The sequence below is a fragment of the Nocardiopsis sp. CNS-639 genome, assembly GCF_000381685.1.
GTDB lineage: Bacteria > Actinomycetota > Actinomycetes > Streptosporangiales > Streptosporangiaceae > Nocardiopsis > Nocardiopsis dassonvillei.
Genome location: NZ_KB906856.1, coordinates 278,916 through 291,971, shown reverse-complemented (window position 1 = coordinate 291,971; position 13,056 = coordinate 278,916). Strand labels below are relative to the sequence as shown.

The 13,056-nt window shown below is 70.9% G+C and carries 18 protein-coding genes; 3 read left to right on the top strand and 15 right to left on the bottom strand.

Annotated features, from left to right (window positions below; all coding sequences use genetic code 11):
• Positions 1-4: 4 nt before the first annotated feature.
• The 15 genes from G011_RS0106675 to G011_RS0106605 all read right to left on the bottom strand — a co-directional run bounded on the left by G011_RS0106675 (position 5) and on the right by G011_RS0106605 (position 9,791).
• Complete coding sequence (locus G011_RS0106675; RefSeq protein WP_019607797.1) at positions 5-430, bottom strand: pilus assembly protein TadG-related protein; 426 nt, start codon at positions 428-430, stop codon at positions 5-7.
• Positions 430-912 carry a TadE/TadG family type IV pilus assembly protein gene (locus G011_RS29600; protein ID WP_231391397.1) on the bottom strand — a complete coding sequence of 161 codons (483 nt, stop codon included), beginning with the start codon at positions 910-912 and terminating at the stop codon, positions 430-432. The genes G011_RS0106675 and G011_RS29600 overlap by 1 nt, the downstream gene beginning before the upstream one ends.
• Positions 909-1,250, bottom strand: coding sequence for a TadE family protein (locus tag G011_RS0106665; RefSeq protein WP_255342113.1), 342 nt, complete (start codon positions 1,248-1,250; stop codon positions 909-911). The genes G011_RS29600 and G011_RS0106665 overlap by 4 nt, the downstream gene beginning before the upstream one ends.
• A gap of 149 nt (positions 1,251-1,399) precedes the next feature.
• Positions 1,400-1,603: a hypothetical protein gene (locus tag G011_RS0106660; RefSeq protein WP_019607794.1), complete on the bottom strand. Its 204-nt coding sequence runs from the start codon at positions 1,601-1,603 to the stop codon at positions 1,400-1,402.
• 178 nt (positions 1,604-1,781) lie between these two features.
• A complete protein-coding gene (locus G011_RS0106655; RefSeq protein WP_019607793.1) occupies positions 1,782-2,723 on the bottom strand; it encodes a type II secretion system F family protein in 942 nt (313 codons plus the stop codon).
• Positions 2,720-3,565 (bottom strand): type II secretion system F family protein, encoded by an 846-nt coding sequence (locus G011_RS0106650; protein ID WP_019607792.1) that lies wholly within the window; start codon positions 3,563-3,565, stop codon positions 2,720-2,722. Before G011_RS0106650 ends, G011_RS0106655 begins: the two co-directional genes overlap by 4 nt.
• Positions 3,562-4,887 carry a CpaF family protein gene (locus G011_RS0106645; RefSeq protein WP_019607791.1) on the bottom strand — a complete coding sequence of 442 codons (1,326 nt, stop codon included), beginning with the start codon at positions 4,885-4,887 and terminating at the stop codon, positions 3,562-3,564. The genes G011_RS0106650 and G011_RS0106645 overlap by 4 nt, the downstream gene beginning before the upstream one ends.
• Positions 4,884-5,711 carry a hypothetical protein gene (locus tag G011_RS29595; RefSeq protein ID WP_051104330.1) on the bottom strand — a complete coding sequence of 276 codons (828 nt, stop codon included), beginning with the start codon at positions 5,709-5,711 and terminating at the stop codon, positions 4,884-4,886. Before G011_RS29595 ends, G011_RS0106645 begins: the two co-directional genes overlap by 4 nt.
• A gap of 30 nt (positions 5,712-5,741) precedes the next feature.
• The gene (locus G011_RS0106635; RefSeq protein WP_019607790.1) at positions 5,742-6,359 is read right to left on the bottom strand and encodes an SAF domain-containing protein; all 618 of its coding nucleotides are present in this window, start codon (positions 6,357-6,359) and stop codon (positions 5,742-5,744) included.
• 47 nt (positions 6,360-6,406) lie between these two features.
• Positions 6,407-6,961: a hypothetical protein gene (locus G011_RS0106630; RefSeq protein WP_231391402.1), complete on the bottom strand. Its 555-nt coding sequence runs from the start codon at positions 6,959-6,961 to the stop codon at positions 6,407-6,409.
• Between the two features lie 224 nt (positions 6,962-7,185).
• Positions 7,186-7,674 carry a hypothetical protein gene (locus G011_RS0106625; protein WP_231391396.1) on the bottom strand — a complete coding sequence of 163 codons (489 nt, stop codon included), beginning with the start codon at positions 7,672-7,674 and terminating at the stop codon, positions 7,186-7,188.
• Between the two features lie 295 nt (positions 7,675-7,969).
• Positions 7,970-8,494, bottom strand: a complete 525-nt coding sequence (locus tag G011_RS0106620; protein ID WP_155979731.1) for an ATP-binding protein — start codon at positions 8,492-8,494, stop codon at positions 7,970-7,972.
• A 5-nt stretch (positions 8,495-8,499) separates the two neighbouring features.
• A complete protein-coding gene (locus G011_RS31645) occupies positions 8,500-9,039 on the bottom strand; it encodes a hypothetical protein (RefSeq protein ID WP_036552294.1) in 540 nt (179 codons plus the stop codon).
• 127 nt (positions 9,040-9,166) lie between these two features.
• A complete protein-coding gene (locus tag G011_RS0106610) occupies positions 9,167-9,388 on the bottom strand; it encodes a hypothetical protein (protein WP_019607785.1) in 222 nt (73 codons plus the stop codon).
• 10 nt (positions 9,389-9,398) lie between these two features.
• On the bottom strand, positions 9,399-9,791 hold the full coding sequence (locus tag G011_RS0106605) for an ATP-binding protein (RefSeq protein ID WP_255342110.1): 393 nt from the start codon (positions 9,789-9,791) through the stop codon (positions 9,399-9,401).
• A 471-nt stretch (positions 9,792-10,262) separates the two neighbouring features.
• Between G011_RS0106605 and G011_RS0106600 the strand changes: the two genes are divergently transcribed.
• The 3 genes from G011_RS0106600 to gltX all read left to right on the top strand — a co-directional run bounded on the left by G011_RS0106600 (position 10,263) and on the right by gltX (position 12,996).
• On the top strand, positions 10,263-11,117 hold the full coding sequence (locus G011_RS0106600; RefSeq protein WP_019607783.1) for a helix-turn-helix transcriptional regulator: 855 nt from the start codon (positions 10,263-10,265) through the stop codon (positions 11,115-11,117).
• The gene (locus G011_RS29585) at positions 11,114-11,503 is read left to right on the top strand and encodes a DUF397 domain-containing protein (RefSeq protein WP_231391394.1); all 390 of its coding nucleotides are present in this window, start codon (positions 11,114-11,116) and stop codon (positions 11,501-11,503) included. The genes G011_RS0106600 and G011_RS29585 overlap by 4 nt, the downstream gene beginning before the upstream one ends.
• A 77-nt stretch (positions 11,504-11,580) precedes the next feature.
• Positions 11,581-12,996 (top strand): glutamate--tRNA ligase, encoded by a 1,416-nt coding sequence (gltX, locus tag G011_RS0106590; RefSeq protein ID WP_081642932.1) that lies wholly within the window; start codon positions 11,581-11,583, stop codon positions 12,994-12,996.
• Positions 12,997-13,056: the final 60 nt, after the last annotated feature.

Genomic DNA, 13,056 nt, shown 5'->3' with positions numbered 1-13,056 from the left:
CGTCTCAGGGGGTCGGGGTGTGCGCGGTCGCGGTGGCGCGGGAGGCGATCTCGACCTCTCCGAGCACCGCGAGCACGGTCGGGCGGTAGGTGGTCGTGACGGTGACCGTGACTTCGGCGGCGCTGACAACCACGTCCACGTCCGCGGCCGCGTTCGTGCCAGCCTGCGCGTTCGCCCCCGCACCCGTGCCCGCGAGCCGGGCGTGGTCCCGGGCCGCGCTGCGCGCCTCGTCGCGGTCGAGGGCGAGGGTGCCGGTGCGCAACAGGTCGGCGTCCAGGTGCTGGGCTCCGGCCCGGGCGGCCTCGTGGGCGAGGGTGGTGGTCCGGGTCTTGGCGCGGAGCATCTGGGCGCCGTCGTGGACCAGGCCGAGGCAGGCCAGGAGGGTCGCGGCGATGGCGACGACGAACGCGCTCGGGCTGCCTCCGCCCATCAGGGCTCCTGCTCTCGGTGGACGTCCAGGACGGAGACGGCGGTTCCGGTGACGGTGCGCCGCTCGCTGACCTCAAGGACCCGCAGGTCGTCGCGGTGCACGGTGCACTCGACCTCGGCTCGCATCGCGCGCAGGTTCCCTTCGGTGGTCGGCCGCAACCGCACGGCGGGTTCCTGGCAGGCGCGTCCCCAGCCGCCCACGCTCGCGGCGACGGCCTGCTCAGCGGCGTTTCGGGCCTCGTTCCGGTCGGTGTGCAGAGAGGCGGAGCGGGCGGCGGCGTGGGCGAGGGCGTCGGCTGCCAGCGCCGCGGTGTAGTTGCGGCCGGTCAGGGCGAGCAAGAGCAGGAAGGCCAATACGACGGGGACGATGAGGACCAGTTCGACCGACGCGCTCCCCCGGTCCCGCTCCCGCTTCAGGTCTCGATCCCGGCCCGGCTCCCGCCCCGAATCCCGGTTCCGAACCCGCTCACGAGACGCTGTCACCGGGCCGCTCCGTCGACGCGTTCCGTGGGTCCGGACAGGGTCGTGCTGACGGACGGGTTCCAGCCGGGGACCAGGCTGATCGCGGTGCCGTCCACGCTGGTGCTGGTGGTGGCGTCACCCCGTTCCACCCGGACGCGGACATCCCGCAGGATGGTGCCGCCCAGGTCCTCGGCGAGGGCGTGTCCCCGCGCTCGTCCCTCTCCGGCGCTGCTGCCGAAGGCCCGTGCCGCGGCGAGCGCCTCGGTGGCCACGGCCTGGGCCCGGTGGTGGGCGTGCGCCCAGAGGCCGTACTGCAGGATGCCCAGCAGCATCAGGAACATCAGCGGGATGACGAACAGGGTGTCCGCGCCGCCTCTGTCGTCCCGGCCTCCCCTTGCGCCGCTGCGGTTCCTGAACTCCCGATGGTCCCGGCCGCTCCGAACGCCCCAGGGCTTCCAGGCGTCCGAGCAGTCCCGTCCGCCACTGCCGTCCCGCCTCGGCCGGTTCCTCACGGTGTGACGCCCAGGTCGACGGACTGGGCGCTCTCGATGATCCTCGGGGTGAGGATGCCGCCGACCGCCGTGGCGATGCCGATGGCGACGACGAGCATGAGCACGTACTCGGTGGTGGTCGATCCCCGGTCCGCTGCGCGACCGTGGCGGCGCGTGCCGAGGACGAGTGCGGTGAGGGCGCGGCGCAGGGCCTGGCGCATGTGGTTGCCCCTTTTCTCGGTGGCCGGTGCCTGCGGGCCGGTGTCTGTGTGCCGGTGGTGGCCGCTGGCGGGTGGCTGGCGTTCGGTGGTCGGTGACTGGACGCCCGCTGAAAGCGGACGGCGGACGGCGGGCGGTGGACAGCGAATGGCTGACGCGTCTGGGATGTCGGATCTCGGCTCAGAACCCGCTGGTCACGTGCGTGACGGCGGGGTAGCCCATGAGCAGCAGGAAGCCGAGCACCAGCAGCATGACCGGCAGAGTCATCCGCTCGGTGGCCTCGTGTGCCTGCGCTTCCAGGGCGGCGAGGCGGTGGGTGCGCAGGGCGGCGGCCTTGGCGCGGACCGAGGCGCGCACCCGGGCGCCGTCGGTTCCGGCGATGCGGATGGAGGAGGCGAGTTCGTCCAGTTCTCGCACACCGGTCCGCTCCGCGAGGTCGGACAGGGCGTCCCAGGGCGGGCGGGTGCGCAGATTGGCCTCGTGCAGGCAGCGCCGGATCAGGTCGAAGGCCGGTCCGTTCCCGCGCCGGGTGGCGGAAGTGAGCGCTCCGGTGACCCCCGACCCCCCGGCCAGGGCGACCCCGACGAGGTCGGCGATGACCGAGGTGACCGCGCCCAGCCGGGCGCGGCTCCGGGCCGCCCTGTGGCGGAGCACGAGCGCGGGTGCGACCAGGCACAACCCCAAGAAGGACGTGCCGAGTCCCAGTGCGGCGGTGAGCGGCATCGGTGACGCGGGCGGCACGGCGGTGGCCAGCAGGGCAAGGAACAGGGTGGCTCCGGCGAACGCGGACACGGTCGTCTCGGCTCCGTGGCGGTCGGTGTCGATGCCGCACACGGCCAGGTCGCGCCGGGTTCGGGGGCCGGGCCAGCCGAGCCGGGCCAGCACTCCCCCTCCGGCCCGCGCCGCGTTCGCGGCGGCGCCCACGATCCCGGTGGCCCCTGTTCCCCTCCTCTGCCCCGCCCGCCCCCACGTGTGTTCCCGCTCCCGCCTCTGCACCCCTTCCTGTTCCAGGTCCGGCGGCGGGAGGAGGTCGGCGAGGTCGGGGCGGCTCAGCACCCGCGCCGCCCACCACAGTCCGGCTCCCACGGCGGCCCCGCCCAGGGCCGCCGCGAACACGCTCATATGCGTTCCTCCTGCTCGTGGGCCGACAACACGCGTTCGGTGCGCGGCGGGGCGGACAGGCGGGTCAGCCACCACAGCGCCGCCGCCCACACGGTTCCGACCAGTGCGAGCACGAGTTGGCCGGTGGTCGAGCCGAGCGGGGCGAAGTAGGGGCCGTTGAGGGCGGCCATGCCGATGACCATGGCGAGGGAGGCGGCGATGATGATGCGGACGGAGGTGCGGGTGCGTGCCCGGGAGGTGGAGGTGCGCACGAGCATGGACGCGCGGTCGCGCGCTGCTTCGGCCAGGCTGCCCAGGAGGGTGCCCAGGTCGGCGGCGTGCCGGTGGGCGGCCATGGACAGCGCGGCGGCCACCAGGTCGGCGGTCTCGTTGTCGACGCGGTGGGCGAAGGCGGTGAGGGCGTCCTCCAGGTCGTTGCCCGCGGTCAGGTCCGCGGCCAGGCCCTGCACGTCGCCGCGCACGGCCTCGGGTGCGATGGCACAGGAGGTCCAGATGGCCTGGCAAAGCCCGGAGGATGCGGTGATGAGGTCGCGCAGCTGTTCGGTCCAGCCCGCGACGGCCTCGATGCGGGCGATCTCGGCGGCGGTGGCCCGGTCGGGTCCCAGGACGGCGGGCAGCCACCAGGCGGCAGCGGCGGCCAGGGCCGCGGCGACGGGCCAGCCGGTGACGCCCCAGACGAGCGTGCCCGAGCCGAGTGCGGCGGCCGCCCGGAACACGGTGTCGCGGCGCACGCTGACCCGCGAGCGCAGGCTCCCGGGGGCGGCGGTGAGCACGGGCCAGAGCAGCACCAGGCCCAGGCCGACCGCGGCGCCGCCCAGGCTCGCGGCCAGGACGGTGGTCACCGCGCGTCCTCGAACAGGCTGGCCGGGTCGAAACCGACGCGGGTGAGCTTGCGGGTGTACTGCGGGCTCAGCGGGGTGGTGAACCCGCCGTGTTCGCGGGCGTAGACCTCGTTGGTGACCACCTGCGGCCCGTCGACGCCGACGACCTCGCGGATGCTGCTGACGCGACCGCCGCCGTGCTCGTCGGTGTCGATGTGCACGGCCAGGTGGACGGCGGAGGAGATGAGGACTCCGCTCTCCTCCAGGGTCAGGCGTTCGCTGGCCTGGTTGGCGTAGGTGGCGAGCTTGGTGAGGATCTGCGCCGAGGAGGAGGCGTGCACGGTGGCCATGGAACCGTCGGTGCCCATGGTCATGGCGTGCAGGAGGGCGACGGTCTCCTGTCCGCGGGTCTCGCCGACGATGACCCGGTCCGGGGACATGCGCAGCGCGTGGCGGACAAGGTCGGCCAGGGTGATCTCCCCGGCGCCCTCGGTGTTGGGCGGCCTGCCCTGGAGGGCGAGGCAGTTGAGGTCCTCGTCGGCGTCCAGCCTGAGCTCGAAGGCGTCCTCGACGGTGATGACGCGTTCAAAGGGCGGGATGTGGCGGGCCAGGGCGCGCAGCAGCGTGGTCTTTCCCGAGCCGGTGGCGCCGCCGATGACGAGGTTGAGCCGGGCGCGCACGGCCGCGGTGAGCAGGGAGCGCACGGGGCGGGTGAGCATGCCCGAGGCGGTGAGGTCGGACAGGGTGAGTTCGCGTTCGGGGTGGCGGCGGATGGTGACGGCCGGGCGCCGGGAGACGCCCATGACGGCGGAGAGGCGCGCGCCGCCGGTGAGTTCCATGCTCAGCAGGGGCGCGGAGGCGTCGAAGCGCCGTTCTCCGCCGGGGGCCTGTCCGGCCAGGCGCCGGACGAGGGCGACGAGTTCCTCGTCGGTGGAGGTGACGGGCGCGCGCTCCTCGCGGCGGCCGTCGCCGAGGTCGACCCAGACGCGGGTGCCGTTGATGTGGATGTCGCGCACGCCGGGTTCGCCGAGCAGGAGTTCGAGGGGGCCGAGCCCGCAGACCTGGGCCAGGGCGCGGGCGCGGACCCACTCCTCCTCGGGGCCGGTCAGGGCGCGGGCGGCTCCGGTGAGGGCGCGGCAGGCGTACTCCTCCAGCAGGGCGGCGAGCAGCGCGTCCGCGCGTTCGCGACGGGTGCGGTGGCCTTCGCGCGCCGGGGTGTCGGTTTCCTGGCGGACCAGGGTGTCGGTGACGCGGTCGGCCAGCTGTGCGGCGGTCTCGGCCAGGTGCGGTGTGACGCGTTGGCCGCTCGGGGTGGCCACACGGGAGGTGTCGGAGGTGCTCACGCGGCGAACGCCTCCTCGAAGCGGCGCAGGGTCGCGGCGGCGTCCACCATGTCGTCGACCCGTTCGGCCAGGCCGCGGGCTGCGGCCAGCAGCGGCATCCACTCGACGCCGTCGGGGTTGTGGCGGGCGTGCGACCAGGCGGCCACGCGTTCGCGCAGATTCCGCGGGCGGGAGTCCTCTCCGCGCAGGAACGCCGCGCCGGTCGGGTCGTGCGGCAGTTGGGCCCACACCCGGCAGCCGGTCTGGGCGGTGATCTCACTGGTGGAGAAACGGGAGCCGTGCACCGCCAGGCCGACCGCGGCGCCTTTGCCGGCCAAGGACTCCAGGACGTCACGGCAGCGCGAGACGCGGTGGATCTGCGCGGCGTCGTCGCCCGCGACGGTCAGCACGACGGCGTCGGACAGGGTGAGCAGGTGCGCGCCCGCGCTCCCCGGGGCCACCCGGCCCAGGTCCAGGACGGTCAACCCGCCCCGCAGGACGCGGGCGCGGTGGGCGAGCGCGGTCACCACGGCGGAGGCCTCGTGCGCCGTGGTCGGCGCGGCCAGGGCCCGCAGCCCTCCGGGGAGTTCGGCGGCGTGCGCCAGCAGGGCGCGCCGCGCCCCCTGCTCCCCGTCCGGTTCGGATGCGGCCCGGACCGACGCCGCGAGCGAGACCAGCCCGGGTCGGCCGACGAGCCGGTGCCACACGGCCAGGTCACCGCCGCTGGCGTCGGCCTCCACCAGTACCGGAACGGTGAGCGGGCCCGTGGGCCACACCGCCGCCAAGGCGGTCGCCAGGGTTGTGACCCCCGGAGCTCCCGAGAACGAACACACCGCGATGATCATGGTCTCCCCCTTGCGTCTTGCTCTGTCGTCCTACGGCTCGGCCATGAGCACCAGGCGCGTGCCCGGCTCGTCCACGGCCCGGGCCACCCCGGCCGCGTCCTCGTCCACCACCAGCAGCTCCACGACCCGCGCGTCCGCGGGCGCCTCCTCGTCCCCCGACGAGTGCAGGCGGGCGTGGAAGGGGTCGCCCTCCTCGGCGATCACCAGCAGCAGCGCGCCCTTGCCCGCGGACTCCGGCAGCATCCCCGGCGTGGTCTGCACCGCGACCACCGCCTGTCCCGGCGCGGGCCAGGAGGAGGTGTCGGCGATCATCGGGCCGGTGAGCACGGTTCCGGCCGGGATCGGTGCCGCCGCCCGGCCGCGCAGGGCCTCGGGGACCGTGACCAGATCCAGCTCCTCCACACCGAACGCGGACACGACCCGCAGGTCGGCGATGTCGAGGCCGTCACCGGCCTCCACGTCGTTGACCGCGACCAGGACCGTCGCGGGCTCCTCCTCGCGGGTGGCGGCCCAGGCGGCGACGACGCCGCCCAGAACCATGGCGGCGATCCCGGCGAAGGGCCGCTTCCAGCCGCGGCGGCGGACGGCGGACAGCCGGGGTTTCCCGGTCTTCCGGTCGCCTGAGTGGGGTTTGGTCAACGTCGTCACGCCCTGTGCTCCCGTCCCTGCCTGGTGCGTCGAGGTCCCTGCCGTGCTCAGCCGTCGGTGACCAGCGCGCGGACCTCGCGCACGCGGACGCTGTCGGAGGCGCTGGTCGTCAACGGGTCGAGGGTGCCTCCGCCACCCGCGCTGGTGGTCCACTCCACCGTCCAGGACACCGTGGCGGCGACCGGGAAGCGGCTGTCGGGCTGGTTACGCGACGTGCGGGTGTAGGCGTGGCCGCAGTCGGGCGAGGGCTTCTGGGAGTCGTGGCGCGCGGGGTCGAACACGGTCCCGGGCCCGTCGCAGTAGAGCACCGTTCCGTCGCCCATGTCCCAGCGGAGCTGCTGCGGCACGGCGGTCACGGTGACCGACCCTGCGGAGACGGAGGCGGTCGCACTGACCGGTTCCCAGTCGGCGCCGTCCACCCACAGCCATACCGGGAAGTGCACGACCGTGTCCTCGGCGGGCGAGGAGGCCAGGGCGGGCGCGGGCAGGCTCATGGATGCCCGTGCCTGTTCGGCGGCCTCGCGCGGGCTGACGGTTCCCCCGCCGCCCGGGCCGGACCTGGTCGAGGCGACGCAGGTCCAGCCCGGTTCCGCCTGGTCCATCTCCACGCACGGGTCCTCGGCGGAGAGCACGGCGGTTGCGCCGCTGTCGGGTCGGGGTGCGCTGTCCGACGAGCCACCGCTGTGCTGCCCGGATTCGGCGAAGGCGGAGCAACCACCCTCTCCGCAGATCGCAGTGCCCCGGAAATCCGGATCGCCCTGCGGCAGAACCGTTGGAGACATAACTGCCATGCCGAGAACGATGACGCCGAAAGCGGACTTCGCGATCAGCACGAGTCATCCCCCCACAGCTGCATCTCGACGACCCGCCAGGCGAAGACGTCCCGGTTCACCCTGGCGTCCACACGCACGTCGTCAAACCTCGGTTCGGGTTCCCCGACGACCTTCCAGTCACCGGCTCCCTGGCAGTCCCTGATCACGATCGACCTCGGTTCACCGTCAGGCTCCGCGGAGACCACTTCAGGAGTCGGAACCGGCTCGCCTTCCATGCCTTCACCAGCGTCAGCGACCCCCTGAACACCTCGCTGTGCAAGTTCGAGCGCCTGGTCGGCGGCGTACTTCTCCAGGTCCGGATGGTCCGGGTCCATTTCCGCCGAAGCGAGAACGATCGCGTCCCAGAACCGCAGGTAGGTGTCGACGGCCTCTTCTTCCGGTGACTTCTCCGGAGCTTCCGTTCCAGACGGAATGGCTGAGGATTGAACGACCGGTTCGGCTGCCTCGTCCGCTTCCGCGGTACACCCTGTCAGGAGCAGCACGCCTGACAGGGACAACAGGAATCCACGCACCACAGAGGGCTCCCTGGAGTAATTTTCTTGTCACTCTCCGTGACAGAGATGAAGTTAGCCCCTCATCTGGCCTGCGCACAAGTGGTTACGGACGACCCTTCGGAGAAAAACTGTCGGTAAGCTCACGCCTCTTCGATGTCCAACTCGCCTACCTGCGGAAACACTCTCCAGTCGGCCAGCATCACCAGTAATACGGCTTCCAGACATGACGGTGGGCGGCGCCCGTGACAGACGCCGCCCACTGCGACTCAGGTTCAGAGCCTGGTCAGCTGTTCATCACGAACCCCGGAAGCCCGAGGGGGCGTTCGTCGGGTGACACCGGGAAGGTCGCCCAGACTCCGAGACCCAGACGGGCGCTGCCAGGTCCCACCGGGTAGTGGCCCCATGCCTGGGCGAGGGAGTTGACGAGCATCAGGCCGCGCCGCCCCTCGGCCCACGACCACTCGTCCTCCGACCGGTCGTGCGGGATGCGGGGAAGGCCAGTGCCGCCCCCTTCGTCCACCACGGCCAGCCACAGCGTGCGTTCGTCCAGGAGGGCGAGGGCACGCAGGAACTCCCGGCCCTCGGGTGCGTACTTGACGGCGTTGGCGGCCAGTTCAGCCGCGCACAGCAGCACGCTGTCCACCAGGTCGGGATCGAACCCCGCCAGATCGGCGCGCAGGTCGGCGCGGACCTGTCGGGCCTGGGCCAGGTCCGAGCGGTAGACGCGGTGCTCCCACCAGGTCGACGCCCGCCGGGGCGGGGACGGCATCGGTTCCGGAGCCGGGACAGGAGTGAGGGTCGTCGTCATGGCGCTCACCCGACCCTGTCGAGGTAGACGCGGATGACGGCAGCCAGATCCGCGAAGTCGTCGGACTGCTCCTTCACGGGTTCGGCCAGCAGATCACCGACCGGAACGCGCGGAGCCGGAACACCAGATTCGCGAAGGTCAGGGGCCAGTGAGAGCAGGTAGGGCCGGACCAGAGTTCCTCCGACCGCGTCGAGACCGGGGTGGGGAGCGAGCACCTCACCGCCCGTCTCGGTACGTAGTGCTCGCGCTCGGTGAGCACTCTCTCCAGGTGAGGAAGTTCGAGTGACGTTCGCTCGCCGCATCTGCTCGCCGAGGAAACCCGTCAGCTCCTGGACAGGGCGTCGCTCAGCGGGTACGAGCGCGGGCGGCAGTTCTCGGCGGCGGGGCGACGGCGTGATCGCGGTCCGCTCCGGCCCGGGGCGTCGGTGGTGTTGGGGGACGAACACGTAGGCCAGGGCGATGGCCAACATGGCGGCGGTCAGCGACCACACACGCCCGGCCAGACTCTGGCGAGGCCTGCGGTGCCTGCCGATAGGGTGTTCCACGGTCTTCCTCCTGCTTGCTCAGGTGGTTGATCGCGCCCCGGTCCGGTGTTAGAGCACCGGTCGGGGCACCTTGTTTTCTGTTCTGTGCGCGGGTGTCATTGGCCCCGGGTAGGGCTGCGCTTCCCGCTCACGGTCGAAGGGATCGAAGTTCGCGCTCGGTGGCGCGGATGGCCGCGTCCAGCAGCTGCGGTGTGGCTGCGCTCAGCGGCGGAACACGATGCGGGCCGAGGTGGAAGGCGAAGAAGCGGCGCGAAGCCGGTCCCCACAGCACCCACCAGTGTTCGTGGAGTTGTTCCAGCAGGCGGGCGGCCTCGTACTGGGTGGCGTCCTGGCTTCGGTCCCACGCCATTCCGGGCTGCTCAGGCCGCGACGGCGTCGTCGGGGTCGGGGACGGGCGCGTAGGGGTCGATGTGCGCCCACACCGTCAGGGGCGTACCGGGTTCGCCGTTCCAGCCCCACTCCATGGACAGACGGTCTACGAGGCGAAGCCCTCGTCCGCACGCCGTCAGAGCGTCGACCTCCGATGACAGGCGCGGCAGGCAGACGGTGTGCCCCGGGCGCGGTCCGTCATCGGTGACCGCGATACGGACGAGTCGGCCGGGCAGCGACTCCATCTCCACCCGAATGTGCCCGCACGCCTGGCCTGACGCCGAGTGAGTCAGCGCGTTGGTCGCCAGCTCGCTGGCCACCAACTCGATGCGCAGAGCGCGAAGCGGGTCCACGGATACGCCGTTACGACACCAAGCGCGCATCTGCCGCACCTGTGAGGGCAACGGGCCGAAGATCGCCACCCTCACGCCTCGTTTGCCACCGGACACCCGTCGGGGTAGACCACTTCCTCCCATAGCTGGGCCGCTGTCCTCGTCTTGCGTCCTCCGCTGCCGCGGTATGTCAAAGCTGCTCATCGTGACCTTCCAAGAGAAGGGATGGACTGGCACCCGGCGCGGAAGGTACTGATCTCGCTCCGGCGTGAACCTGCATGCCGGGCGGCGTCTTACACACCTGGTTTCCCAGGCAACGTCCATCACCGGCGGCGAGCTTCCACCCGACACCCATCACTGAGGGCGATCAACCGAACGCTCACTGATCTCATAATGCATTCCAGGAACTTTCCTGGCAAGTGCTCGGAAGGATCTGGGCATATCTGAGGGGGCCCAAGACTTATGGTGAGTGGGCGTGCCCACCGGTCATCGGAGCCGCGAGAACGGGATGAGAGGAACGACGTGGAAGCTCAGCGCAGCCCGGCTGCAGCGCGCCGCAAGCTTGGCGCCCACCTGCGCAAACTGCGTTCGGACGGGAAGCTGACCGGCGCTCGCGTCGCCTCGGACATCGGATGCGCGCCTTCTACGATCAGCAAGTTCGAGGGCGGAAGCCTCGTCCCTGACGCCGAGCAGCTCGACAAGCTCCTGGACCTGTTCAGGGTGGAAGAGAGCGGTGAGAGGGAGTCACTGCACCGACTCTTGGACGACGCTTCCGAAGCCGGTTGGTGGGAGGCCTACGACGAGGTCCTACCTCCCCGATTCGACACCTATATCGGTCTTGAGCTCGACGCTGTGTCCGTGCACGCCTACGAGACCACGCTCGTCCATGGCCTGCTGGAAACCCGGGCGTACGCCAGCGCGGTCCTTCATGGAGCCACCTTCGGCAAGCCTCCGGAGGACATCGACCTCCTGGTCGACGTCCGGATGCGCCGCAAGGAGCTCTTCGACCGCGAACCGCCTCTGCGCCTGTCGGTAGTGATGGAGGAAGCGGCCCTCATGAGGCCGATCGGTGGCACCGAGGTGATGCGCGAGCAGATCCAGCACCTGATCGAGGAACAGGCGAAGCCCCACATCAGCATCCAGGTGCTCCCCTTCTCGTTGGGGGCACACGTCGGCTTGAACGGGAACGTCGCCCTCCTGGAGTTCCAGGACCAGCCCCCGGTCGCCCACGCGGAGGGCAGCACGGGCAACAGCTTCCTGCTCAAACCACGCGAAGTACGCCGCTGTAAGCTCCTGCTGAAGCGACTGGAAGAGATCGCGCTGAGTCCCGAGGACACCACGGACTACCTCGCCAAAACCCTCAAGGAGCTGAAGTGAGTCGCCCCTCCCAGGAAGACCAGGTTCTGCCTACGGCATGGGTGAAGTCGAGTCTCAGCACCAACCCTCAAGGGTGTGTCCAGATCAGGGTCCCGTATGTGGGCGCGATCGAGGTCGGTGACACCAAGAACCCCGCCGGGCCCACGCTCACCGTTCCTCACGCCGACTGGGAGTACTTCCTCGACCAGGTCGTGAGTGGCAGAACCGTCTTCAGACGCCTGCACGCCACATTCCTCCCCGACGGCGGCTTCACCCTCACCGACACCGGAATGCCCAACTCCCCCACCCTGACCTACACCAAGGCCGAATGGGACGCCTTCCACGCGGGCGCTCTGGCCGGTGAGCTGAGAGGCGAGCACCCGCGCGGCGCTCTCGTCTCCGCGTAGACAACTCTGCCTTGGCCAACGGGGCGAATACGTGCTTCAGCCCTGTTGCGCCAAGGCTTCGCGCTAGGCTCTGGGCCGTGACTGACACCTCGATCCGCACCAGGTTCGCTCCCTCCCCGACCGGCATGTTCCACGTGGGCAACGCCCGGTCCCTGCTGCTGAACTGGGTGGTCGCACGACAATCCGGCGGCACCATGGTGCTGCGGATCGAGGACACCGACGCCGCCCGCTCCCGCCCCGAATGGACCGAGGGCATCCTGGCCGCGATGGCCTGGCTGGGTGTGGACGCCACCCAGTACGAGGGCCCCTACTCCCAGACCGACTACGCCGACCAGCACACCGAGGCCGCCCAGCGCCTGCGCAAGGAAGGTCTGGCCTACTACTGCGACTGCACCCGCGAACAGGTCCAGGCCCGACGCGACAACCCCAACCTGGGCTATGACGGGTTCTGCCGGAACCGCGGTCTGGAGGCCGGGCCCGGAAGGGCTCTGCGCTTCCGGATTCCTGAGGGCGGCCCGACCGTGGTCGAAGACCAGATCCGGGGTCGGGTGGAGTTCCCGCACGAGGCCCTGGAGGACTTCGTCATCGCCCGCGCTGACGGCACCGCCCTGTTCGTGCTGGCCAACGTGGTCGATGACGTCGAGATGGGCATCACCCACGTCATCCGCGGTGAGGAGCACCTGTCCAACGCCCCCAAGCAGCAGCTGCTGTGGGAGGCACTCGGGCACACGCCGCCGGTGTGGGCGCACGCCCCGGTGCTGGTCAACGAGAAGCGCCAGAAGCTGTCCAAGCGCCGGGACAAGGTCGCCATGGAGTCCTATCAGGCCGAGGGCTTCCTGCCCGAGGCCATGGTCAACTACCTGATGCTGCTGGGGTGGGCTCCCGGGGACGACCGCGAGATCATGCCCATCGAGGAGATGATTCCGCTCTTCGCGCTGTCGGATGTGAACTCCTCGCCCGCCTTCTTCGATGAGAAGAAGCTGCGCGCCTTCAACGGCGATTACATCCGCGCCCTGGAGGTGGATGATTTCGTCAAGCGCTGCGCCCCCTACTTGGAGGGTGAGGACGTGCCGTGGCGGCGTGAGGACTTCGACCCGGGCGTCTTCGCCACAATCGCCCCGTTGGCGCAGAGCCGGGTGGCGGTGCTCAGCGAGATCGTGCCGAACGTGGACTTCCTCTTCCTGGACATGCCCGTCTTCGATGACAAGAGCTGGGCCAAGGCCATGAAGCCCGGGATCGGCGCGGAGATGCTTACCGCCTCGATCGCCGCCTTCTCCGACGAGTCCCTGAGCTGGGACGCCGAGTCCTTGAAGGGAGCCCTTGAGCAGGCTGGGGCCGCCCAAGGGCTCAAGCTCGGCAAGGCTCAGGCGCCGGTGCGGGTCGCGGTCACCGGCCGCACGGTTGGCCTGCCTCTGTTCGAGTCACTGGAACTGCTGGGTCGCGAGCGCACACTGGAGCGGCTGCGCGCGGCGCTGGAGCGGCTCAACGCCTGACGGGCCGAGGCCAGCCGCAGGGGCACCAGATGCGGAGGGAAGACCTCCAGCAGTTTTGAC

Excerpts from the sequence above, each read along its gene's own strand:
- G011_RS0106610 (WP_019607785.1), bottom strand. The coding sequence starts at position 9,388 with ATGGCGTGGGACCGAAGCCAGGACGCCACCCAGTACGAGGCCGCCCGC.
- G011_RS0106630 (WP_231391402.1), bottom strand. The coding sequence starts at position 6,961 with ATGGACCAGGCGGAACCGGGCTGGACCTGCGTCGCCTCGACCAGGTCC.
- G011_RS0106675 (WP_019607797.1), bottom strand. The coding sequence starts at position 430 with ATGGGCGGAGGCAGCCCGAGCGCGTTCGTCGTCGCCATCGCCGCGACC.
- G011_RS0106655 (WP_019607793.1), bottom strand. The coding sequence starts at position 2,723 with ATGAGCGTGTTCGCGGCGGCCCTGGGCGGGGCCGCCGTGGGAGCCGGA.
- G011_RS0106605 (WP_255342110.1), bottom strand. The coding sequence starts at position 9,791 with ATGCGCGCTTGGTGTCGTAACGGCGTATCCGTGGACCCGCTTCGCGCT.
- G011_RS29595 (WP_051104330.1), bottom strand. The coding sequence starts at position 5,711 with ATGATCATCGCGGTGTGTTCGTTCTCGGGAGCTCCGGGGGTCACAACC.
- G011_RS0106660 (WP_019607794.1), bottom strand. The coding sequence starts at position 1,603 with ATGCGCCAGGCCCTGCGCCGCGCCCTCACCGCACTCGTCCTCGGCACG.
- G011_RS0106620 (WP_155979731.1), bottom strand. The coding sequence starts at position 8,494 with ATGACGACGACCCTCACTCCTGTCCCGGCTCCGGAACCGATGCCGTCC.